A 22,026-nucleotide genomic window follows, 5' to 3' on the forward strand; every position below is an offset into this window, starting at 1 on the left:
GAATGGATTCGGCCTCAATACTTGTCGCTACTTGGGGGATACTAGCCTTTTCTGTTTAAAAATCAGGCATTCATGATTCGGTAGAAGGCAGAAGTTAAGAGTATAGTTGAAAACTTTAGTTATGGGTCTAAAGCCCATTAACAATTGATAATTATACCGAGACTGCAAGCAGCGAGGTATAAAAAATCTTTGTTTCAATCCCTGGCTTTTAAGCTTTGGTTTTTTCTGACCAATGCCTTCTACCTTAACCTTTTACAGGTGTTTAATCCCCCAGGAAAGCGATTCAGGAAACTAGCTGCGCCATCGCCGGCTAGGTTTTTTACTGTTGACGATAACGCCGTCCTTTGCAGGACTACTCTGTGAACCGTCAACCAGCAGGGCTTAAGTTTTTTCGGCTCTCACCCCCGACTATGGGTCGGGAGTCGCTGACAGATTCAAAGAACCTCCAGAGAGAGTATGGTTTGGTCGTCTTCCTGAACGGGATTATCGGCTCGGATGTGAGCCAACAAATTGTCCAAGTTGAAAGAACCAGGTTCCTGAATCAAGAGTTGCCAAAGCCCTTCTTGTTGTAGCATAGAACGGGTTGGTACACCCCCTGCGACCGCTTCAGTGGTCACGCTAGCTTCAGTAATTCCGTCACTCGTCAGCAGAAATACATCTCCTGACTTTAATTCGATCGTACCTGCTTTGCCTCTCCAAACTGGTAGTATCCCCAAGGGAATGCCACGAGCTTTCAGGAAATTCGGCTCGGCTGGCGTTTTACCGCTAGCGGCTTGAGCTTTCACCTCCGAGTGAGACCAAACAATCGGGTAAATGTGACCGGCATTAGCAAAGGCGAGGTGTCCGGTTGACGGAGTGTAACGAGCTACAACCATTGTAATAAAATGGTTGTTGCCGATCAGGTCGTCAGACATACTGCTATTCATGTTCTGCATAACTTGAGCGGGTTCTGGAGAAACTTCTTGGGAAAGTTCCCGCCTCATCACCGAAATCGCGCTCGCCATAAATAGAGCAGCCGGAACTCCCTTACCCGAAACATCTCCCACCGCTATCCAAATATCTCCTTGGGAGTGGACGTAGACTTCAAAAAAGTCGCCACCAACTTCCCGCGCCGGATAGCAGCAAGCTTGCACTCTGACAGTTTCAAAATCCGGCCAACTTTGGCGCAACAAGTTTGTTTGGATTTGGCGAGCCACTTCCAACTCGTTTTGCATCTGCTTGGCTAAATCCAGAGTGCGCTGGTAGAGCTTAGCTTGAGACAGGGCGAGAGCAGCTTGAGCTGCTACACCTTCTATTAACTCTATATCTTCTGCCGACCAAGGGTTAGTGCCGCCAATCTGGGACAAAGCCAGTACCGCCAGCAATTCTTGCTGGTAAGTCAGGGGCACGGCAATCTCAACCGAGTTACCATTCCCCCCACTGTTTGAGTTCACTTGAGTTTGGCGGGTGGCTACAGCTTGAACCAGCAAATTTTCATCAAAAGAAAAGCTACTGGCCTCGTCGGTTTGGGCTTGGTAGGGGAAGGTACTCGGCAATAGTCGATCGCTCTCTACCGGCCGCAGCATACAATAGTTGGCCTCAAAAGTTTGACCTACGGTTTGAACAATAGTTTGTACCATACTAGAGTAATCTAGCGACCCGCGAATGACGCTCATTACCTCATTGAACAGAGATTCCTTGCGTAAAGCGCGGCGCAATGCAACGCTGCGCTGCTTGTAGTATTTGTAAGTATCTGAGGCTTGATTGATCACCAATTTGAGTTCTTCTGGATTCCACGGTTTGGTGATGTATTTGAAAACTTGACCTGAGTTGATGGCCTCAACCAAATCTTCAACATCGGTGTATCCCGTTAGCAGAATCCGAATCGTATCGGGAAATCGCTCGACTGTTTTCCCCAAAAACTCGGTGCCATTCATTTCTGGCATCCGCTGGTCAGATATAATCACCGCCATCTCACCCTGTTCGTCTAGAACTTCCAGGGCGCTGAGGGCGCTATCTGCTTTGTAAACCTGAAAGTCGCGTCGAAACGTCCGGTACAATAAATCCAAGTTGTCGGGTTCGTCATCGACTACCATCAGTTTCAGCTTGCTTCCATCTCCCCGACTCATCTTTCTTCCCCCTTGAAAACCCCCACCATAGCTGTAATCAGCAAGGTGGCGGGAGGAAAAGGGGGGCTGGATATATGCAACATATCAGTTACGTCAAGTTGAGTTAAAGAAACCCGTTTTACCTCAAGGTGAGCATTCCTTTCGCACCATCTGTTCGCACAGATGAGAGGCTTTCGATACTGTAACCCGCCTCGGTAGGCCGCTTCAATAGGGAAAATTCCCGAGTCAGCTTTCACGCTGTGATACGAGCAATGACCTTGTTAGCAGTCGGTAGTTTTCTAAACACACCAGCATTCAAAACTGCTAATTAATGCTCTGATTGCAGAGTTCTTAACTAGCTCGGCACTGTCCTCGGTGTGAATTTTAACACTTACTACTAACGCAGGTATTGCTACCTAAGTCTGGTCAACACCGGCTGTATTTCAAGCCCCACTGTACCCGGAGGGTTAGTGGTGGGTTGTTGGCGCTATTCCCTACATCTTTGCCGCATCGTACTTGATTGCTGCATGCAAGTCTCCCTAATCTCTGAACTTTTTGCAGCAAGCATATTACTACTGCCGAATCAAGTTATTCTTTCTGCCAGTCTGAGCTTAGCAGAACGAGAGCGGGGATTTCTAGCGACTTCTTCGGATTGTGGCCCGATCGGCTTTTTTGTCAGTACCTGCAAATTGGGTGTTCCTCTGAGTTGGTGCTTGACTGGTCGGTCTTCGAGACTGTGAAATGTAATGATTCCGATTCTCCCACCGGGTTTTAACCACCTTGGGGCTTGGTTGAGGAAAGTTTCTAAAGAAGCGAGTTCGGAGTTGACAGCTATCCTTAAAGCTTGGAAAGTACGGGTGGCCGGATGGATTCTGCCGTTGCGCTGCTTGGGGGGGAAGCTGGAGGCGATCGCGCCTGCAAGTTCTGTTGTTGTTTGAAAAGGACGCCCTTGCACAATCCGCCTTGCGATGCGCCGCGACAGTCGCTCCTCGCCGTACTTGTAAATAATATCTGCTAGTTTAACTTCTTCCCAGTGGTTGATAATCTCTTCTGCCGTCAAAGATTGCTGCTGGTTCATACGCATATCTAGTTGAGCTGGGTGGCGAAAACTAAATCCTCGTTCCGGTGTATCGAACTGAGCAGAGCTGACGCCCAAGTCTGCTATGATACCATCAAATTCGGCCTCTGGGGACTGATATTCAGCAAAGTTGCCGTGCCAAAACTCAACGGGAGAGTTGGCAAATCGGGCTTGGCAAAAACGGATGGCTTGTTCATCGCGGTCGATCGCCACCACTGTAACATCTGGCGCCGCCGCTAAAATCAAACTCGTGTGTCCGCCGCCCCCAAGCGTCGCGTCCAAATAGTGTCCGCCTGGACGCACAGCCAAACCCGCAATTAATTCTTGACCCAAAACTGGAACGTGATAGGTGTCAATACTGACATCTGATCCAGGGGTATCCTTCTCAGAGAGCTCGATATCCTTCATAATCTATAAAGCGAAACAAAAATCAACAATAGTCAGTAATCATTAATTCATTTAATTATGTCAAGAATTGAGACTAGAACCGAACCGATGGTGCTCAACATGGGGCCGCACCACCCATCCATGCACGGGGTACTCCGGTTAATTGTCACCCTGGACGGGGAAGATGTGGTGGACTGCGAGCCTGTTTTGGGCTATCTGCACCGGGGGATGGAAAAAATTGCCGAAAATCGCACCAACGTGATGTACGTGCCCTACGTGAGCCGCTGGGACTACGCTGCGGGGATGTTTAACGAAGCGGTGACAGTGAATGCACCGGAAAAGTTGGCAAATATTGCTGTCCCGAAACGGGCTAGTTATATTCGGGTAATTATGCTGGAGTTGAACCGGATTGCTAACCACTTGATGTGGGTAGGACCGTTTTTGGCGGACGTGGGCGCGCAAACTCCTTTTTTCTATACTATGCGCGATCGCGAACCAATTCTCGACTTGTGGGAAGCAGCCACAGGTTATCGCATGGTGAATAATAACTATTTCCGCATTGGCGGAGTCGCCGCAGATTTGCCCTACGGTTGGGTAGATAAGTGCGAAGATTTCTGCGATTACTTCATTCCCAAAATTGACGAGTACGAACGTTTAATTACCAACAATCCAATCTTCCGTCGCCGGATTGAAGGCCTGGGTACTATTTCTCGCGAAGAAGCGATTAACTGGGGACTATCCGGCCCTATGTTGCGGGGTTCCGGCGTAAATTGGGATTTGCGGAAAGTTGACCATTACGAATGTTATGACGACTTCGACTGGGAAGTTTGTACCGAAGCTGCTGGCGATTGTTTAGCCCGGTATTTAGTACGGATTCGGGAGATGCGCGAGTCTGTTAAGATTATCTATCAAGCCTTGAAAGGACTCCCCGGCGGTTCTTACGAGAATTTGGAAGCGAAGCGACTCGAAAGCGGTCCCAAATCTGAATGGAATGGTTTTGACTATCAGTTTATTGGCAAAAAAGTAGCGCCGACTTTTAAGATTCCCAAGGGCGAACATTATGTCCGCGTTGAAAGCGGCAAGGGTGAGTTGGGGATTTATATTATCGGGGATGATAGTGTGTTTCCTTGGCGCTGGAAGATTCGGGCTGCAGATTTTAATAATTTGCAGATTTTGCCTCACATTGTGCGGGGCGTGAAGATTGCGGATTTGGTGGCAATTTTGGGGAGTATCGACATTATTATGGGCTCGGTTGACAGGTAGGTTTTGTCGATTTTTATCTAAGAAATTAACCCGGTTTTTTTAGGGAACCGGGTTGATTTTTTTGAACCCCAGATAAACGCGGATAGATATCGATTAATTTTGCTGTTAAGGTAGCTAAAATATACCTGATTTCTCTCTTCTCTCTTCCTCTGTGCCCTCTGCGCCCTCTGCGGTTAATAAAAAAAATCTCTCCTTCACAAATGAAATAACATCAACTTTGATTCGATAAATTATGAAAGTCCAGCAACCAGATATCAATGACCGCAATCCGGATCTCTGTGCTTTAATCTGCGAAAGAATTGCCACCAGTCCGCAAGGGCGTATTACTTTTGCTGAATATATGGACTTGGCATTATATCATCCGCAGCACGGTTATTATAATAGCGATCGCCAGTCGATCGGCAAACAAGGCGATTTTATCACGTCGTCTCATTGGGGGGCTGATTTTGCGGAGGTTTTGGCAGAGCAGTTTGTGGAAATGTGGGAATTGCTCGATCGCCCTTTCAATTTCGCGATCGTAGAAATGGGCGCTGGGCGGGGAATTTTTGCCGAAAATTTGCTGAAATATCTGCAACGGCAACATCCCGACTTATTTAAAAATTTAACATACATAATTGTTGAAATTTCGCCAAGACTTCAAGCGGAACAACGCCAAAAGTTAGGTGATATCAAGTGCGTTAAGTGGTGCAATTGGGATGAGATAGTTAATAATTCAATAATCGGTTGTTTCTTTTCTAATGAGTTAGTGGATGCTTTCCCCGTGCATCAATTCATTCTGGAAGAAGGGCAAGTTAGGGAGATTTATGTTGCCGCAGAAACACCAAAAAATGAGCAAGAAGAAATAAAAATTGTTGAGATATTTGGCGAAGTTTCTACGCCTAAAATTGCTGAATATTTTGATTTGGTGGGACTCGATTTGTCGGCGAGTGTTTATGGGAATGGTTATCGCAGTGAGGTAAATTTGGCGGCTTTGGACTGGATGAGTACAGTTGCTCAAAAGTTGCAACGGGGATATTTGTTAACTATTGATTATGGTTATCCGGCGCACCGCTATTACAATCCGAGGCGCAGAGAGGGGACGCTACAGTGTTATTATCTGCACCGATATCACAATAATCCTTATATTAATGTGGGGCGGCAAGATTTAACGGCTCATGTTAATTTTACAGCCCTAGAAAGGCAGGGTGAATTGTGCGGTTTGGATGTGGTAGGGTTTACTCAGCAGGCTTTGTTTTTGATGGCGTTGGGTTTGGGCGATCGCCTTGCTTCTCTGTCTACAAATGATGCGGAAGCATTGGATTTGGCAACGTTTTTGCGGCGCCGGGAGGCTTTGCATCAGTTGATCGATCCGATGGGTTTGGGGGGTTTTGGGGTTTTGGTGCAGTGTAAGGGGTTGAGGGAGGAGGAAAAGGGGAGAATATTGAAGGGTTTGATGGTGCCTGATTAATTATTTTGGGGAAATGTACGTGTTCTCATATTGAGGAACGATATAGGCTTCGTCCATAAGAGCCTCCTCCTCCTCTGGCTAGATGATGACCCAGAAGTTTTCCTCATAACCTCACGTTAGTTAAAGCAGGCATTGAGTAGAAGGAAGGATAAAGGCTGTACGCCGTAGGCTTTCCAGTACGGTAAGCCCGATCGCACTTTATCCTTATCCCAGCCCTGTAGCAAAACATCAACCCACTCCTATGGGAGGTTTTTTTCGAGAAAACAGCCTCAGCCTACTCATGTTCCGGCTGTTATTTTTCTCACTGGTAGGTCAAATCATCACGGGTTATCACGACTACAGTCAAGAACTAAAAGATCGCCAGCAGCACCAGATTTGTGTTGTTGAGTATCTTGGAAGCGGTCAATTTATCGAAGCGCTCTTTGAAAACTGGGAGAGCGAGTTTCTGTCGAACGTCACACTCACAGTTTTGTCTCTTTTCTTGCGGCAAAAGGGTTCGCCCGAATCCAAACCAGTCGTGAAGCGAAGCTATCCCGAAGGGAATCGCCCGAAGGACCCAACAGGAAAAGATTAACAAAGCCTTTTGGGGCGTTTAACTGTTACCTAAATTAGTAGAGCTAGGTAAAATAAATCTGTTTTGACAGCGACATCATCATTAGTTCAAAACTACTCTTTTAGGTAGAGGCATCCATATTTTTAGTTTTTTTAGAATGACCTATAACTTGCAAGTAATTACTATCACTAAAACAGGTTTTGCAAGTTTTTTAACCTGTCAACCAATAGGAAAAAGTTGAGTATAAAGGAGTTGCATCATGACAGATACAAGCAACCGTGGATTCGCATCAATGGATGAGGATAAACAGCGGGAAATTGCCAGCCAAGGCGGAAAAGCTGCCCACGAAAAAGGAACAGCACATGAGTTTACTTCCCAGGAAGCGAAAGAGGCTGGTCGCAAGGGTGGCGAAACAGTCAGCCAAGATCGGGAGCATATGTCAGAGATCGGTCGCGAAGGCGGCAAAAGTTCTCACAAAAAGGGAAATAAGTAGTTCTTGAGTGCGTGTCCTGATTCTTTTCCAAGCGAGACTAGAAGTTTCAATCCGTATTGGAACTTCTAGTTTGGTGAGTTTTGGGGTTTTGGTGCACTGTAAGGGGTTGAGGGAGGATAAGGGGAGAATCTTGAAGAGTTTGATGGTGCGTTAAGTTAACTTGAAGCAGCCACACGCACTCTTTTTCAATTACTTTTGTCATCACTTAAGCGCACTGACTCAGTGGCGGAAATTCCCATTTTCCAGAATATAAAGTAGATGGTAGCTTTAAACAATAGGCAGCAGGAACAACCTCGATCAACCACCAATTAAACATATCTCGTCGGGCTTCAGTAAAACCAGAAATGGCGTCCCCGGTAATGGCATCATACAAAATATCCAAGATGGCATGATATGCTGTTTTGGTGTTGAGTGTTTGCAGCAAGCCGTAGAAAATATTATAAGCTTCGTTACTAGCTTGATATTTTCCAATTTTGTTGATATTAGGAAACAAGGTATCTGCCCAAGTTTCTGGGATTTCACAACTATCCTTCAGCCAACAAGATACAATTCCTTCAACGATATCAGCTTTGTGTTCTTCAGGAAAGTAATGTTTAATGGTCGCTTTAGCTGCTAATGCTATTCCATAAGCCATATAGACGTATCGCTGATGGGATATTGGATCATTAGGCATTCCAAAGGCTGTCATTACTTCTACAAAGGCTTCTTCTACATTGCACTTTCCACCTGTTTCGTATAAATCGTCATATTTTCTGTCCCAAACCGTCTGAAGTGTTTGCTGTAATTGCTCTGGAATAGTTGAGTTGCTGGGCAATTTAAAATCGGTGTAGTGACCTAGATCAAACTTTATCATTGGCTTTCCCTCCTTATGTATTTCCCTTGATAGTCAACCAAGATCAAGCTAATTTTAAGATTCATATCACCTCCATTCTACCTTACCCAGAGATGCCAGTAAAGCCTTCCTTGACTCTACTGGCTTTTTATCCTCTATTTCTACGGATATGGTTCCTTGTAGAAGATAATCACTTCAATGTTCGGGAACAACCTAGCAAAGTCTTCATCGCAGGTAGTGTTGCAGCCAGAACACATCTCCATCTCCGTGTAAAGGTAAAGCCTTCCTGTCGCCTCAGAAGGTACACTATCTCCTTCCAACTCTTCTGCAAGTGCATTGAAGAGCTTGTACTCGGCGTGTTCTTTGTTGTAATTATTATGGAGTGCTGCTCTGTCAATCCTTTCCTGAAAAAACAACTTTGGCCCATTGTCTCTGCCTGGAATATTGAGAGGCTTTTTCTTGCTGGTAGCTTCTTTGCTATAAACTCGGCCAGTTTCTAGTTCGAGTTTGGCAGCCGCAGCATTACCAGAACTGGGTTTTCTAATATGGAGCGAGCGAACCTCTTGAGCCTTAGTCCGTAGTTCCTCTACGATGTCCGCAAACTGCTCAGGTATGTCTTGAGGATCTTCGTAATGAGGTGTGTTTCTCGAGGGGTTTCCTGTAGTTAAGTTTTTTTTCAGGCGATTAATATTTGATTTAAAAATAAAAATATATATAACCTGACTTAGACATAAGCTTAAAGCCCCGTCAGACTCAGGTATTTTAATTATACTACACTTTCAAATTAACTGCAAACTCTGCTCGGACACCTCTTCTTCAGCCCATTTTAATCGTTCCTGAATAGACATCCCCTGCAACTTTTTACTCATTTCATATAAATCAACTTGGGGATAATCCCTCTTAAATAACGGAATCAAAGCCTCAACAACAGCAGCGATTCCCTGCGGCGGCACTGCATTGCCAATCTGCCGCCGCACTTCAGTCGTAGAACCTTCAAAAACAAAATCATCGGGAAATGTTTGCAATCTTGCCCTTTCACGATTCGTCAAAGAACGCGGTTCTAAATAATGATAACCCCAAGTTCCGCCACCTCCACCAGCAATGATTGTTGATGATGGTTTATCTGGATGAATTCGCCGATAAACGTGACTGATCATGCCTTTGACATAGTATGGACTGTCCTTGGGAATATCAGAAAAATTGCCTCCCGGTTTAATCCGATTTAAAATTTCCACGGTGCGGGATTGAATTTTATGATGTTTGTTATTGTCAAGAACTGCTTCCACATTTTTGAGCGCTTCGCCCGCAGTTCGATAGGGATTATTGCGATTTGGCCCGTATTCTGGCTGAGGATGCACAAAGTTAAATCCTGTATCCATCCGAATGCCAACTAATAACACTCTTTGGCGAAATTGGGGAACTCCGTAATCAGCAAAGTTGTAAAGTTTAGGTTTAACTAAGTAGCCTGGAGCGATACTTTCAAAGTCAGAAATTATTTGTTTTATTGCTTGATAATTATTTGCACTTAATAAGCCTTTGACGTTTTCTGCTACAAAAACTTTGGGCTTTTTTTTATTTACAAAATCGAGAAAGTATGTATATAAATTACCTCTGGTTCCTTCAAGTCCCGGACGTTTCCAAATTAGGGAGAAATCTTGACAGGGGAACCCTCCTATACATATTTCTGCTTCGGGAACTTGTACAATGTCTATATTTTCTATGCTGTCGTTGATGATGACATCAGCGATGTTTCTGCTGAATGTTTTGCAGGCGTATTGATTGGAGTCGATCGCCCAAACTACCTCAAATCCGGCTTGGTGGAATGGCAAATCCATGCCGCCGCAACCAGAAAATAAGGAGATGAGTCGCGGTTTTTTTGTCCAGGCGATCGGCTGGAGAGGTTCGATTAACATAGGAGTGTAAAGTTAGCCAAGGGCGGGCTGGATGCCCGCACCACAAGAGTGTCATCATACCAAAACCCGATCGAACTCGACTCATCAATTGATCTTTCACTCTTCATCATCTAACTCGATCCCCGCTTGACGCAGTTTTTCGGCCAATCTTTCAGCGCGGAGTCGTTCGCGATCGGCTCTTTCTTCCGACCACAGCAATAACTCGCCTTCTGCATCCCACCACCTCAACCAACAGCCTGTCCTTCCTTCGTGGGTTCCTTCCCAAACTCCTAAAAACAAGTTTAATCCCGGTATCCAATAACGTCCATTTTCATCGGGTTTTTGCAAGTTGTAGTGCTCTGATTCTAAATCGTAAACTTCTAAATGAGCTGTTTTTGCTCGGAATATGACGTATCTCGGTACTTTGATTACTTGCTCGTAAAAATACCACTTTCCCACCCGCGAGGTAAATTCAACGGAGTATTCTTCTCCATAGGTTTCTGAAAGAAACTCCATCACAATTTGGGGGATGGTTCCTTCTGTGTGTGGCGTGTAACTACGGCGTACTTGAGAGACATTTTTTGGATTGACGGGTTTCACGTACATCCAATCGGGTGCTTTGCAGATAATGCGCTGTTCGTCGCTGCTTGAACCTGGGAAACTTAGGCCGGCACACAATGCAAAGTTGGAAACAATTAAGGCATCCTGCATTAATTCTGGAAATGCTGTTAGCGGCTGGCGCAAAGCTGCGGCTAATAATGGTTGGCTTTCGTCTTCCACGGGGTCGTCTGGTAGTTGAAAATCTTCTGGTAGTAGCGGCCAAGTGATTGTGAGTTTTGTTTCTAGGTTTTTAGTTCCTACCGACATAGTTTATCAGAGGTTAAATGTTTTAATGCTTAAATTATATCTCTTGGTTTTTGGGATTAATGTTAATGGCTTAATGACGAGGCAGAGCCTCTGGATATGCGTTACCGGGCAGAGCCAATTAGTAACGACTTAAGCCGACAGTCCGCCAGGGGTTTCAACCCCTGGCTAATAGCGAAAGTCCTCTTAAGAGGACTGAGAAGAAGACTGTTAAAATAATTAGTCCTCATAGCGAGGACTTTCGCTTTGAGGCAGGGAATTCATTCCCTGTCGGACTTAATATGCAGCTACGATCTTCTGCTTTAGTTCGGTGGTCATTGCTAGCAGTTCTGATTGTGCGATCGCACTTTGTTCACCACTCGCCAACCACTTCAATTGTACCGTCTCGTTTTCAGCTTCCGCATCTCCCAAAACTAAACACCCAACCGCACCGCTGCGATCGGCTCTTTTAAACTGTTTCCCGAAAGCACTACCGCTCAAATCTATCTCGACACTAAACCCCGCACTTCGCAATTTTTGAGCTAACAATACCGATTGCTGTTCTGCTTTTTCGCCCCTGGATACCAAATAAAAATCTAACTTTGGCACGGGCAAAGGTTGCAACTTTTGCAGCAGGATAATCAACCTTTCGATACCCATTGCCCAACCGACTGCCGCCGTATCTGGGCCGCCCAATTCCTTTACTAAACCGTCGTAGCGGCCGCCTCCGCAAACTGTTGCTTGCGCTCCCAAATCGTCGGAGATAATTTCAAATGCGGTGTAGGTATAGTAATCTAAACCGCGCACTAATCGAGGATTTAACTGATAGCTAATTCCTAAATTTGTGAGCATAAGCTGCACTTGCTCGAAGTGCGATCGCGACTCCTCTCCCAAATATTCTAAAATGCTCGGCGCACTAGCTACAATTTCTTGAGTACGCTGATTTTTGCTGTCCAAAATCCGCAGCGGGTTTCGAGTCAAGCGGTCTTGGGAATCGGCGTCTAATTCGGATTTGTACGGTGTAAAATAATCTATTAATGCTTGCCGATAATTTTGTCTGTCTTCCTTATTTCCGACAGAGTTAATATCTAGTCGCAAATTTTTTAAACCGAGAGTTTGCAGGATGTCGCAGGCGATCGCAATTACTTCGACATCCGCACGAGGATTCGCACTCCCCAAGACTTCCACGCCAATTTGATTGAACTGCCGCTGTCTTCCCTCTTGCGCGCGTTCGTAGCGAAACATGGGCCCCGCATACCACAGACGCTGTACGTCTCCTGCTGCGTACAAACTGTTTTGAATAAAAGCTCGGACTACCCCGGCGGTGCCTTCTGGGCGCAAAGTAGTCGATCGATCGCCCTTATCCTTAAAAGTGTACATTTCTTTGCCTACGACATCGGTAGCTTCGCCGATGCCGCGTTCAAATAAAGATGTCTGTTCAAAAATTGGCGTCCGAATTTCTCGATAAGCCGCTTTTTTCAAAATTGTTCTAGCGACTTCTTCTATATTTTGCCAATATTGAATTTCAGCGGGCAAAATATCCCGCGTTCCCGGTAAAGTTTTAATTGCACTCATTTTGTTAGTCAGTAGTCAGTTGGCAGTAGTCAGTTGTGATTAGTAATTAGTCATTAGTCATTAGCCATGAGTCATTAGTTATTAGTCAAGAGTTAACAGTTAACAGTTAACAGTCAACAGTCAACAACTAACAATTCCCAATAACTAATGACTTAATAATTCCCACGCTCCGTAACGATCGCCATAATAAGCCAAAATGCGATCGACCCGCTCGCGACCTGCCAAATCGAACCCTTCAGGATACTGTATCCACAAACCCCCAACTTGGCTGTCGTAGTAATCAAACCGCTGCGACTGCTGCGGAATTAAACCGGTTTCCACCCCTTCAACTTGACGCAAATGGATCGCCACTTCGCGATACACCGCCAGTGGCAATCCAGGGCATTGAATTTGATAGCGGAGTTGTTTTTCTTGTGCCGTTTGCATCATTTCTTTGCCTGTCCCCAACCAAAATCCCTACTTAAGATACTTCTTTATCGATCGGCCGCGGTAGAGGACAGCAGTTAATATTGTCCAAACATACCTTTCCCCACTGCAACGCCCAGCGTACAAGCGTAACTCGATTGTCAGCGCGCGTCTTGTTCAAGATATTGCTAATGTGGTTGTCAACTGTACGCTTGCTAATCTCTAACTTTTCGGCGATTTTCTCATTAGTCAATCCGGCCGCTACTAACTCTACCACTTGCAATTCTCTGTCCGACAGGGTGACAGGGGTCCCAGAGACAATCCCACTCATAAATTTTTCCTATGTCTGCATATTTACCTATCTACAATTCTAAAGGATGAGGGATCGAGTATGAAGAGAAAATTAAATTTGCTGTGCTACTCTTTCGGGCCCGAAGCACAAACTCGCTTGTAGAATGGCCAGGAGTGCAAACCCAGCGCGCACACGGCAAGACGCGCAGCCACCACTGCTTGTGCGTCGGGTGGCAGATGCTGCCTTTACCTACGCGCATCTGACATCCGGGCCCAACCTGCAGATGTTTGCGCGTAAAACAACTAACTTATAAGACCGCACTATATTTCAGCCTTTAGGGAGTAACTGCCAATATCAGTAAGTCTGATATTATAGGAGCAGCCATAAAAAAATAGCTTGCAATTTTTCTGGGATGGGTTAAAAATCATTATTGACCTGTCTACTGCTGGTCTAAAATCTCAAATCTAAAATCTCAAATTTCTATGACTTATCCTCGCGTTCTGTGTCTGGGTGAAGTTTTATTTGATTGTTTAGCAGACAAACCAGGAGTATCTCTCGAAGAGGTAGAATCTTGGACGGCATATCCCGGCGGTGCTCCTGCTAATGTTGCCTGTGCTTTGGTTAAATTGGGGACGGCGGCGGGATTTATCGGTGCTGTAGGTGGGGATGAATTGGGGAATTCCCTAGTGCAGGTATTGCAAGAAGTAGGGGTTGATATCGCTGGAGTGCAGCGACATCCAAGTGCGCCGACGCGGCAAGTTTATGTCTTGCGGAATGAAGCGGGCGATCGAAATTTTGCCGGTTTTGGCGAATTTGATACTGCGGATTTTGCAGACACCCGCCTCCTTGCTGCAGAACTACCCGAAGTGTTGTTTGAAAATGCCGAATATTTAGTGCTAGGTACTTTAGAATTAGCTTATCCTGAAAGTCGAGAGGCGATCGTCCGAGCGATCGAACTAGCAGAACAGTATGACGTTAAAATTATACTTGACATCAATTGGCGTCCCGTGTTTTGGCAAAATCCAGACGAAGCAAAAGCGCGCATTAGAAAAATTTTAAAAAAAGTTGATTTTGTCAAGTTATCTGAGGAAGAAGCCGAATGGTTGTTTGACACTACCGATGCTGGAGCTATTACCTACCGTCTCGATTCTGTAGAAGGCGTTTTGGTGACTGCGGGCGAAAAAGGTTGCGCTTATTGTATCTCGGAAAATGAAGGAAAAATCCCCGCATTTACAGTAGATGTTGAGGATACAACAGGGGCTGGCGACGCATTTCTAGCTGGTTTTGTGCGACAGTTGTGCAAGCAGGGAATTAAGAATTTAGCCGATCCCAAAATAGCCCAAACAATTGTAACTTATGCCAGTGCGGTAGGTGCCATGACAGCGATGAAACCGGGCGCAATTAGATCTCAACCTACTGCGGCTGAAGTAGAAGCTTTCTTATATTTGTACAAAAATTAAGGCCGCAAACCTATCAGCATGGAAACGGAGAGGGGGCTAAATTTGGTTCAGAAACTCGGTTTATCAGAAAAAAAATAACTTTTATACTAAATCCGCCTTAAAAAACCTCAATCCGGCTGTTTGAAATCCATACTCTATAGCAATCCTTGCAGGAGTAGTAAATTTTTCCCCCCCGCGCAACCCTCCCCGAACCAGCTCGCTCGGGAGTAAGAAATTCACAAATGATGCGAGGATTTCTATACAAACTCTCCTTCTAGCTGAGAGAAACTAAGAAATCAAGGGGTATTGAAGCCAGATTTGGTATCACAGGTTTTATTGTGGGCAATTAACCGCACATCAGATGAATTCTAATTTGGCGCAAGATTAACTCTAACGGCTGCGAAGCATCTATGATAATTGCATCTTCAGGTTCTTCGAGACTGTCTAACTGACTTAACAGCAAGTCTGCTTTCATGTAGTGATTTTCGCGATTTTTTAACCTTGTGGCTAATAGCTGAAAAGAACATTTGAGATAAACTATCTTCATTCGCTTTTGGTCTCGGTAGAGCATTTCGCGGTAGGATGCTTTTAAAGCAGAACAAGCCAAAACCACATTTTTATTTTCTAACAGCCACCTGTCTATTGCGGCTTGCAATTGTAATAGCCAAGGAAGGCGATCCGCATCTTCTAAAGGAATGCCCCGACTCATTTTATCGATATTAGCTGATGGGTGAAAATCGTCAGCATCGCTGAAATCCCAGTTGAGAGATTGCGCCAGCAACTTACCAACAGTAGTTTTGCCAGAACCTGAGACTCCCATCACGATCGTAATCATGGCACTTATTTACCGAATACTTGCAATTTTATCAAGTTGTGCGATCGACAAACCGGGTTTCTTAAGTTGCCGGATGAATTCTACCACCCTAAAAAATTCAATAAACCCGGTTTATTTTTGATTCTAGATCAAATTTCTTCCATAGTGGGTCTAATGAAATTATAAGCCAAAACGCCGATAACTCCACCGATCACTGGGAATACAATAAACGCCCATAACTGTTGGATTGCCCATCCGCCTTGAAAAAGTGCGACACCGATACTTCTAGCGGGGTTAACTGAAGTATTGGTTACGGGAATTCCGATTAAGTGAATCAACACCAGCATTAAGCCGATCGGAATTCCGCCCAAACCGACGGGATATTTGGGATGGGTAGTACCCATGATTGTAAATAACAGAAAAGCAGTCAGTACAATTTCCGTCAAAGCTGCTGCCAAAAGTCCGTAACCAGTGGGAGAATGTTCTGCAAAACCGTTAGATGCAAATCCAGAAGCAGCCGCATCAAAGCCTGGTTTTCCTGATGCTATCATATACAAAACAAGACCGCCTAAAATTCCCCCTACAATCTGACCGCCTATATAATAAGGAAGCAAAACAGCATCGATCAGTTTGGCAACTACTAAACCGATGCTTACCGCCGGATTAATATGGCATCCAGAGATAGGGCCGATCGTATAAACCATGATTAAGAGGGATAGACCAAAAGCGATCGAAACTCCCAAAAAGCCGATTTTGTCTCCAGCTAAAACCGCACTGCCACATCCACCTAATACCAACACAAAAGTACCAAAAGCTTCAGCAACCCCAATCTTTATTCTTTTGTTCATACTCACAATTATCTCAAGTTTCTAATCGGTCAATTTCACACCCATACGAGTTCTATTTATAAAAACTATAAATAGAATTAGTTTCACTAAGCGCAACAATACTAATCAAAATCATTAGCAACATATAGCTCTAATTTTCATAAATTGTATGAGCTTAACTGAGAATGCGAAATAGGGAATCGATAAATTAGCTCAAACATACTCTATTATGTAAAAAATGTCAACACTTAGCTAATTATTCCTCTAAATGGTGCAATTTTCTGTATTCAATCTGTATTCAATTCACAATAATTAACTTGACTTCTTCCCTAATTATGAAATTGTAATTTTACTTATTGTTGCTGATTATCCGATCGCACTTGCAGCTAAAACATCACTCCTAACCGGCTGGTACATCGGGCCTTGGAAAGGGCGAAAGTCTCGCCAATCGGCGGTCATTTTGCACAGCAAGCGGAACTGTAGCGGCGTTGGGGGTTGGTTGAGACGATCGACTTCTACGCGAATCAATTCTGGATGCTGCGAAATAATTTCAAAAATATCATCCACAAGATAGCGCTGACAATAGCCGACAATCCAGTGATCTTTAGTACACAGAAGCAGACGGGAAGCGCGCGGATTTTTAAATTCGTGGGCTAAATACAAAAGTTCGCCCACTTGAAGCCGATTAATCCGTTCAATTGCCGACTTTGAAAGGTATCGCAGTCCATCTGCAAAAAAATGGATAAAGTAACGTCCATTTTCATCTGGTTCGGGACAAGGGAACACCTCAAATTTATCAGTTGCCCGTTTACCTCCGCTGCGCGCCAATAAAGCAATTAAGTCATGTTCGTGTTCAGGGATATTCAACCACTGTACAAATTCAGGGTAGTCAGGGCGCGATCGGGCCATCACTCGATTAGAAAACAACGCAAACAGTTTCTGTGAAGTGTAAACCTTCTTGAAATCCGGGAAAGATGGTAAGGGTTGAAACCCGCACTTAAGTTTAGCTTCTAGAACACCATTTGTATAATTGAACTGGTATTCTTTACCGTTAAATGTCAATCGACCAATCGGAAACCAAGAACCGCTGTCCGGGCTTTGCCAAGCCAAAAATAGTGTTTTCAAAGCAAATCTCCTTTCAATTCAAGCAGTGCACACCTTACACAAGGATAGGGTTGCGCCCTACGGCGCACCTTACCGCTATAAGTAGCCTGTCAAACCAATTTTTACGTAAGCCCTGTGAATTTATTCTCCTAGTCTATAGGAAATGGCATCAAAATTTAGTATTTTTGACTTTCTGCCATGACGACAACAGCACCAATCAACTGAATAAACATCTTTTTTAACCATAAGCTCAAGCTAGAATAATACCACAAATGCGGACACTAACTTAAATTTTGCTTAACAGGATTGTAGTGAATATAGTTTAAATGCTGTTCAAAATCATCTTGTTTGGAAATAGGATATCCCCAAAAGCGCCGCTCCAAAACATCCCATCCTAGACCCTTTCGGTCAGAAAATGAGACATTTTGACTCACAGTTACTTGACCTCGAAAAGATTGTGTAAATACAACTTTTATATCTCTAATAAGCTTGGCATAGGCAGTATGATTAGGAAGTAATTTTTACCAAAAATGGATGTGGTTGGGCAATACAACAGCCCAATAATTTCAAAAGGTTATTCTGATTTAATCGCCCCTACAGCCTTGCGGAGTTGCGAGACATTTTCTGACTCTGAAAATAGCGGTGTGCGATTGTAGGTAACAAGCGTTAGGAAGAAACTTCCACCAGGAAGGTAAAATCGGCGATAGTTTGGCATTAATATCGTCCTCCTACTTTTTTATAGGGCATTTTATATCATTTCCGGTTACACCGGAATGATGTTGAGTGTTGACGGTTGACTGTTGACTGTTCACGGCGTCAACAGTCAACCGTCAACACTCAACTCGAATTTACTATTCCGATGCTAAGGAATTTGATATTACACGCATTTTTGCGGGTGCGCCGCAGAACACCTTACATTCATCTCGTAGGGTACTCTTCGGCGCACCTTCCAGGGACCTCCGGGTGCGCCGAAGATCACCTTACGTCAGCTACTTTCTAACACAGGAATTCCCGTGGATCGGTGACATACCCAGTCAGGGCAGAAGCCGCCGCCGTATAAGGCGAAGCTAGATAAACTTGCGCTTCTTTATTCCCCATCCGGCCGGGGAAATTGCGGTTAGTTGTAGATACACAAATTTCGGGTTCATTCATCCGCCCGAAAGTATCTTTCGGGCCGCCCAAACAAGCGGCGCAAGAAGGCGCTGCGGGTTCGATGCAGCCGGCAGCTAAGAAGATTTCCGAAAGCGTTTGACCGTCGTATTTTGTCACAAACAAATCTTCGTAAACTTTCTGAGTTGCTGGTACTAAATAAGTCGGAACTTTGACTTGATTTCCTTTGAGAATGCGGGCGGCATTAAGAAAGTCGGAGGTTTTGCCGCCGGTGCAGGAACCGATGTAAACTCGATCGATCTTGACATCGCTGCAGTTGCGGGCTAAGTCGCGGTTGTCGGGAGAGTGCGGTTTGGCGACGACTGGTTCTAATTGGGTGACATCGTAGGTGCGATCGCTATAAAATTTAGCATCCCCATCGCTGTAAAATGAATCGAAGGGTTTGTCAGTCCGAGAAGTAACGTAATCAAACGTAGTTTTGTCCGGCGCAACCGTGCCGTTTTTACCGCCAGCTTCGATTACCATATTGCACAGCGTCATCCGTTCTTCCATCGTCAAATGCTCAACTGTATCGCCGGCAAATTCCATCGTCCGGTAGTTAGCACCAGCCACGCTAATATCACCAATAATCTGCAAAATTAGGTCTTTTGCTAACAAATAATCCGGCAGTTCACCGTTGAACACAAAGCGCATGGTTGCGGGAACTTTGATTAACAGTTTGCCGGTTCCCATGATAAAAGCCGCGTCTGTATTGCCGATACCGGTGGCAAATTGTCCGAAAGCGCCGGCATTGCAGGTGTGGGAATCGGTGCCGAAGAGCACTTCGCCCGGTCTGGTGTGACCTTCTTGTGCTAGGGCGATGTGGCAAACTCCTTTGTAGTCGGGATTTGCTTTGAAGTCCGATCGATCCGTGATGTCGTAAAAGTATTTTATCCCTTGTTCTTGGGCAAAATCGCGGAGAATATCGACGTTGCGGTTAGCGCGTTCGTCGTTGGTGAAAATGTAGTGGTCGGGAATGAGGACGATTTTGTCTGGGTTCCAGACTTTAGCATTCTCACCGAATTCGCGTTTGAAAACGCCGATGGTACCGGGCCCGCAGACATCGTGGGTCATCAATACGTCTGTTTCTACCCAGATGTTTTCTCCGGGCTCGACTTTAGTGCGCCCTGATGCTTTGGCTAATATTTTTTCGGTCAGAGTCATTCCCATAGTGCGATCGCTCTTTTTTGTTAGATGCTACATAGTGTAATTGTAAGCGAAACATCGCCTGATGTTGACAGGTAATTTATCAACTAAACCTTTTCTTCAATCTCAAATCTCAAATCGGTTGACTTTCACTTTCTTTTTCGCCACTAATCTCTACAATAGCCTCTACTTCGATTAACACAAAAATAAAATTTATGCAAGTCACTCGATTATGCGACTGGTAACTAACAGCTAGTGACTGTTATTGTTAGTGATTACTTAAGAAAAGCAATTTAAATCAGGGACTGTCAAAAAATCTCAGAGTGCATTTCTACACTTGTATATCTTAACAACAGTGAAATGAGCTAGATACCCCCACCGCAAGGGTATCTGGTTTCGTCATTCTCACCCTGTATGCCAATGGAGATACTTCCCATGAATTCACAGACACCAAAGCGTCAGCGCGCAGTTATGTTGACATCTGAAGGTATTGATAAATTCCCAGCAACAAACGCTGATACCAAAAGTTACGAAAATTGCTACCAACATTATACTCTCGAAGTTTTAGGCGATCGCACTAACAAAGAGTCAGATAATTTCATTAAGGTATTAGTCAAGCAAATCTTGGATCGGGTAGGAGCCATAGTTGTGGAGATTGCAGGGCAGGTGCAATTCATGACTCAACGCGCCGAACAACTGTTGAACCAGTATTTTTTATCCCGCGCCCCGCACTCATTGCCAGAACTCTTACAACATTGGTTCAAGGAACAGATATCGCGACTCACATTCAACGGCGATATTCCATCTAGCTGTTTACCATTGTACATTCAGCAAGCAGGAAGACAGTTGAGCGTCCGTCTGATTCCAGATCCAATCAACCAGCAATATCTCTTGCTGTTGGAGGAAGAAGAACTGCAATCATTCTCTATTTCGACCCTGGAATCGCTAGGACTCACCAAACGCGAGGCGGAGGTTTTATTCTGGATTGCCAAAGATAAAAGCAATGCAGGAATCGCTAAAGTGCTCGGTTGCAGTGAAGGAACAGTGCGAAAACATCTGGAGCATCTTTACGGGAAACTAAGCGTACAAACCCGGACGGCTGCTGTGATGGTTGCTCTGGAAAAATTGGGGTTGTTCAACGGGGAATTTGTTGCAATATCTTCATAATCCTATACGCGGATCGTCGTATTGCTCTCCAAGTTTATTTTGAGGACTATGAGATCAAACGCTATACGGAGTCTGTAAACTGTGCCAAACAACAATCCACTACGGAGGTAAAAATGGAAACCAATAATGTAGATGCAACGGTCGATTTTGTCGATATCGGTGTTCAGAAACAGAATTCGGCAGCTAGCGAAGGTCAATCTGATGCTAAACCGGGCATCGAAAATGAAACCTTGCTTCACACGCTACGCGCATCATCGATGTTCTCTGTGGAAAACAAAGAAGTTTTACCTCAAAAAAGCCAAGAACATGCAACAGTCGATTTTGTGGATGTCAGTGCAATAAAACAAGATTCGGTAGCTCGCGAAGGTCAATCTGATGCTAAACCGGGCATCGAAAATCAAACATTCCTTCACACACTACGTGCATCATCAATCTCCTCTGTAGAAAACAAAGAAGTTTTACCTGAATTTACCCGTTCCAATACAGAGACATAGAACCGTATTCATTGGCAATTACTCATTGTAAGAGGTGGAATATGCTCACAATTTGCAACAAATATACATCTGGTGTTTGGGTAGCTATTATGTACTATCGCCCCAACTGTCCAGATGGTGGAAATTGGGCAAAAAAAGGTTGGTGGCGGCTCAATCCTGGCGAATGCAAAGTGGTATATGGGGGTAGTTTGCGTAGTCTGAATCGCTACTACTGCTACTATGCTGAGGCTGATAACGGAGCAAATTGGGCAGGGCCTTACGTGAGGCCTGTCCCTCCACAAGCATTTGACTGGTGTGAGTGGACAAGCAGCACCCAAGCAACTAATGTAGGCTTCCGGTTGCTTGATATTAACAGTTACGACAATTTCACGCTGAATTTGACAGCATAAATCTGAGTGGCGTTGTCAAGTTAAATTTTAATTCTAAATTTAACGTGACAACTTAATCCACATAGGAGCGGAATTAATCGACTATTAACTCGAATTTACTCAATATTATTGCACGGACTCCCATTTATGGGATTTTTTTTTACTTGCTATAACAGAAAAAAAGCAACATCTCTTGATAAAAGTTGCGGTTATTCTATGGAATTTTGTTGCAATATCTTCATAATCCTATACGCGGATCGTCGTATTGCTCTCCAAGTTTATTTTGAGGACTATTAGATCAAAAGCTGTTATCCAGTTTTGAAACTCAGCTTAAATAACACTCACGACCAAGGTTGTCTTCTCTAGCTATT

General features: G+C 44.5%; 22 protein-coding genes. 8 read left to right on the plus strand and 14 right to left on the minus strand.

Going from position 1 to position 22,026, the window contains the following annotated elements:
- Positions 1–434 precede the first annotated feature (434 nt).
- Positions 435–2,108, minus strand: a complete 1,674-nt coding sequence (locus tag QUA57_RS12525; protein WP_333061175.1) for a SpoIIE family protein phosphatase — start codon at positions 2,106–2,108, stop codon at positions 435–437.
- Between the two features lie 562 nt (positions 2,109–2,670).
- Positions 2,671–3,573 (minus strand): 16S rRNA (cytosine(1402)-N(4))-methyltransferase RsmH, encoded by a 903-nt coding sequence (rsmH, locus tag QUA57_RS12530; RefSeq protein ID WP_333037517.1) that lies wholly within the window; start codon positions 3,571–3,573, stop codon positions 2,671–2,673.
- 57 nt (positions 3,574–3,630) lie between these two features.
- On the opposite strand from rsmH, the gene QUA57_RS12535 reads away from it, so the two are divergent.
- From QUA57_RS12535 to QUA57_RS12550, 4 genes are all read left to right on the plus strand, one after another.
- Positions 3,631–4,815 carry an NAD(P)H-quinone oxidoreductase subunit H gene (locus tag QUA57_RS12535; RefSeq protein ID WP_333037518.1) on the plus strand — a complete coding sequence of 395 codons (1,185 nt, stop codon included), beginning with the start codon at positions 3,631–3,633 and terminating at the stop codon, positions 4,813–4,815.
- A 232-nt stretch (positions 4,816–5,047) separates the two neighbouring features.
- Positions 5,048–6,262, plus strand: coding sequence for a class I SAM-dependent methyltransferase (locus QUA57_RS12540; RefSeq protein ID WP_333061177.1), 1,215 nt, complete (start codon positions 5,048–5,050; stop codon positions 6,260–6,262).
- 241 nt (positions 6,263–6,503) lie between these two features.
- The gene (locus QUA57_RS12545) at positions 6,504–6,836 is read left to right on the plus strand and encodes a DUF6766 family protein (RefSeq protein WP_333061178.1); all 333 of its coding nucleotides are present in this window, start codon (positions 6,504–6,506) and stop codon (positions 6,834–6,836) included.
- A 238-nt stretch (positions 6,837–7,074) separates the two neighbouring features.
- Complete coding sequence (locus tag QUA57_RS12550) at positions 7,075–7,308, plus strand: KGG domain-containing protein (protein WP_333061180.1); 234 nt, start codon at positions 7,075–7,077, stop codon at positions 7,306–7,308.
- A 205-nt stretch (positions 7,309–7,513) separates the two neighbouring features.
- On the opposite strand, the gene QUA57_RS12555 is transcribed toward QUA57_RS12550, so the two are convergent.
- The 7 genes from QUA57_RS12555 to QUA57_RS12580 form a co-directional block, all read right to left on the minus strand.
- On the minus strand, positions 7,514–8,161 hold the full coding sequence (locus tag QUA57_RS12555) for a hypothetical protein (RefSeq protein ID WP_333061181.1): 648 nt from the start codon (positions 8,159–8,161) through the stop codon (positions 7,514–7,516).
- A gap of 140 nt (positions 8,162–8,301) precedes the next feature.
- A complete protein-coding gene (locus QUA57_RS28695; RefSeq protein WP_445304473.1) occupies positions 8,302–8,910 on the minus strand; it encodes a deaminase domain-containing protein in 609 nt (202 codons plus the stop codon).
- A gap of 9 nt (positions 8,911–8,919) precedes the next feature.
- On the minus strand, positions 8,920–10,053 hold the full coding sequence (locus tag QUA57_RS12560) for a DNA cytosine methyltransferase (protein ID WP_333061183.1): 1,134 nt from the start codon (positions 10,051–10,053) through the stop codon (positions 8,920–8,922).
- Between the two features lie 96 nt (positions 10,054–10,149).
- Positions 10,150–10,899 (minus strand): Uma2 family endonuclease, encoded by a 750-nt coding sequence (locus tag QUA57_RS12565; protein ID WP_333061185.1) that lies wholly within the window; start codon positions 10,897–10,899, stop codon positions 10,150–10,152.
- Between the two features lie 273 nt (positions 10,900–11,172).
- On the minus strand, positions 11,173–12,450 hold the full coding sequence (gene hisS / locus QUA57_RS12570; protein ID WP_333061187.1) for a histidine--tRNA ligase: 1,278 nt from the start codon (positions 12,448–12,450) through the stop codon (positions 11,173–11,175).
- Between the two features lie 144 nt (positions 12,451–12,594).
- On the minus strand, positions 12,595–12,876 hold the full coding sequence (locus QUA57_RS12575) for a hypothetical protein (RefSeq protein WP_333061263.1): 282 nt from the start codon (positions 12,874–12,876) through the stop codon (positions 12,595–12,597).
- A gap of 34 nt (positions 12,877–12,910) precedes the next feature.
- The gene (locus QUA57_RS12580; protein WP_006633901.1) at positions 12,911–13,186 is read right to left on the minus strand and encodes a photosynthetic electron transport-dependent transcriptional regulator PedR; all 276 of its coding nucleotides are present in this window, start codon (positions 13,184–13,186) and stop codon (positions 12,911–12,913) included.
- 443 nt (positions 13,187–13,629) lie between these two features.
- Between QUA57_RS12580 and QUA57_RS12585 the strand changes: the two genes are divergently transcribed.
- The gene (locus QUA57_RS12585; RefSeq protein WP_333061189.1) at positions 13,630–14,607 is read left to right on the plus strand and encodes a carbohydrate kinase; all 978 of its coding nucleotides are present in this window, start codon (positions 13,630–13,632) and stop codon (positions 14,605–14,607) included.
- A gap of 325 nt (positions 14,608–14,932) precedes the next feature.
- On the opposite strand, the gene QUA57_RS12590 is transcribed toward QUA57_RS12585, so the two are convergent.
- The 5 genes from QUA57_RS12590 to QUA57_RS12610 form a co-directional block, all read right to left on the minus strand.
- On the minus strand, positions 14,933–15,421 hold the full coding sequence (locus QUA57_RS12590; protein WP_333037532.1) for a gluconokinase: 489 nt from the start codon (positions 15,419–15,421) through the stop codon (positions 14,933–14,935).
- Between the two features lie 128 nt (positions 15,422–15,549).
- Positions 15,550–16,248 carry an aquaporin Z gene (gene aqpZ / locus QUA57_RS12595; RefSeq protein ID WP_333061191.1) on the minus strand — a complete coding sequence of 233 codons (699 nt, stop codon included), beginning with the start codon at positions 16,246–16,248 and terminating at the stop codon, positions 15,550–15,552.
- A 345-nt stretch (positions 16,249–16,593) separates the two neighbouring features.
- Complete coding sequence (locus QUA57_RS12600; RefSeq protein ID WP_333061192.1) at positions 16,594–17,352, minus strand: DNA-binding protein; 759 nt, start codon at positions 17,350–17,352, stop codon at positions 16,594–16,596.
- 553 nt (positions 17,353–17,905) lie between these two features.
- Positions 17,906–18,046 (minus strand): hypothetical protein, encoded by a 141-nt coding sequence (locus QUA57_RS12605; protein WP_333061193.1) that lies wholly within the window; start codon positions 18,044–18,046, stop codon positions 17,906–17,908.
- A gap of 281 nt (positions 18,047–18,327) precedes the next feature.
- Positions 18,328–19,650, minus strand: coding sequence for a 3-isopropylmalate dehydratase large subunit (locus QUA57_RS12610; protein ID WP_333061195.1), 1,323 nt, complete (start codon positions 19,648–19,650; stop codon positions 18,328–18,330).
- A 411-nt stretch (positions 19,651–20,061) separates the two neighbouring features.
- Here QUA57_RS12610 and QUA57_RS12615 point away from each other — a divergent pair, with 411 nt between their 5' ends.
- The 3 genes from QUA57_RS12615 to QUA57_RS12625 all read left to right on the plus strand — a co-directional run bounded on the left by QUA57_RS12615 (position 20,062) and on the right by QUA57_RS12625 (position 21,676).
- Positions 20,062–20,793 carry a helix-turn-helix transcriptional regulator gene (locus QUA57_RS12615; protein WP_333061197.1) on the plus strand — a complete coding sequence of 244 codons (732 nt, stop codon included), beginning with the start codon at positions 20,062–20,064 and terminating at the stop codon, positions 20,791–20,793.
- Positions 20,794–20,906: 113 nt separating this feature from the next.
- Complete coding sequence (locus tag QUA57_RS12620; RefSeq protein WP_333061199.1) at positions 20,907–21,287, plus strand: hypothetical protein; 381 nt, start codon at positions 20,907–20,909, stop codon at positions 21,285–21,287.
- A gap of 41 nt (positions 21,288–21,328) precedes the next feature.
- A complete protein-coding gene (locus tag QUA57_RS12625; protein WP_333037567.1) occupies positions 21,329–21,676 on the plus strand; it encodes a DUF1036 domain-containing protein in 348 nt (115 codons plus the stop codon).
- Positions 21,677–22,026: the final 350 nt, after the last annotated feature.

It is taken from the genome of Microcoleus sp. Pol7_B2, from assembly GCF_036701035.1.
Lineage (GTDB): Bacteria > Cyanobacteriota > Cyanobacteriia > Cyanobacteriales > Microcoleaceae > Microcoleus.

Bases quoted from the DNA above. Each gene is read 5' to 3' on its own strand.
- QUA57_RS12525 (WP_333061175.1), bottom strand. From the start codon at position 2,108: ATGAGTCGGGGAGATGGAAGCAAGCTGAAACTGATGGTAGTCGATGAC.
- rsmH (WP_333037517.1), bottom strand. From the start codon at position 3,573: ATGAAGGATATCGAGCTCTCTGAGAAGGATACCCCTGGATCAGATGTC.
- QUA57_RS12535 (WP_333037518.1), top strand. From the start codon at position 3,631: ATGTCAAGAATTGAGACTAGAACCGAACCGATGGTGCTCAACATGGGG.
- QUA57_RS12540 (WP_333061177.1), top strand. From the start codon at position 5,048: ATGAAAGTCCAGCAACCAGATATCAATGACCGCAATCCGGATCTCTGT.
- QUA57_RS12545 (WP_333061178.1), top strand. From the start codon at position 6,504: ATGGGAGGTTTTTTTCGAGAAAACAGCCTCAGCCTACTCATGTTCCGG.
- QUA57_RS12550 (WP_333061180.1), top strand. From the start codon at position 7,075: ATGACAGATACAAGCAACCGTGGATTCGCATCAATGGATGAGGATAAA.
- QUA57_RS12555 (WP_333061181.1), bottom strand. From the start codon at position 8,161: ATGATAAAGTTTGATCTAGGTCACTACACCGATTTTAAATTGCCCAGC.
- QUA57_RS12560 (WP_333061183.1), bottom strand. From the start codon at position 10,053: ATGTTAATCGAACCTCTCCAGCCGATCGCCTGGACAAAAAAACCGCGA.
- QUA57_RS12565 (WP_333061185.1), bottom strand. From the start codon at position 10,899: ATGTCGGTAGGAACTAAAAACCTAGAAACAAAACTCACAATCACTTGG.
- hisS (WP_333061187.1), bottom strand. From the start codon at position 12,450: ATGAGTGCAATTAAAACTTTACCGGGAACGCGGGATATTTTGCCCGCT.
- QUA57_RS12575 (WP_333061263.1), bottom strand. From the start codon at position 12,876: ATGCAAACGGCACAAGAAAAACAACTCCGCTATCAAATTCAATGCCCT.
- QUA57_RS12580 (WP_006633901.1), bottom strand. From the start codon at position 13,186: ATGAGTGGGATTGTCTCTGGGACCCCTGTCACCCTGTCGGACAGAGAA.
- QUA57_RS12585 (WP_333061189.1), top strand. From the start codon at position 13,630: ATGACTTATCCTCGCGTTCTGTGTCTGGGTGAAGTTTTATTTGATTGT.
- QUA57_RS12590 (WP_333037532.1), bottom strand. From the start codon at position 15,421: ATGATTACGATCGTGATGGGAGTCTCAGGTTCTGGCAAAACTACTGTT.
- aqpZ (WP_333061191.1), bottom strand. From the start codon at position 16,248: ATGAACAAAAGAATAAAGATTGGGGTTGCTGAAGCTTTTGGTACTTTT.
- QUA57_RS12605 (WP_333061193.1), bottom strand. From the start codon at position 18,046: ATGCCAAACTATCGCCGATTTTACCTTCCTGGTGGAAGTTTCTTCCTA.
- QUA57_RS12610 (WP_333061195.1), bottom strand. From the start codon at position 19,650: ATGGGAATGACTCTGACCGAAAAAATATTAGCCAAAGCATCAGGGCGC.
- QUA57_RS12615 (WP_333061197.1), top strand. From the start codon at position 20,062: ATGAATTCACAGACACCAAAGCGTCAGCGCGCAGTTATGTTGACATCT.
- QUA57_RS12620 (WP_333061199.1), top strand. From the start codon at position 20,907: ATGGAAACCAATAATGTAGATGCAACGGTCGATTTTGTCGATATCGGT.
- QUA57_RS12625 (WP_333037567.1), top strand. From the start codon at position 21,329: ATGCTCACAATTTGCAACAAATATACATCTGGTGTTTGGGTAGCTATT.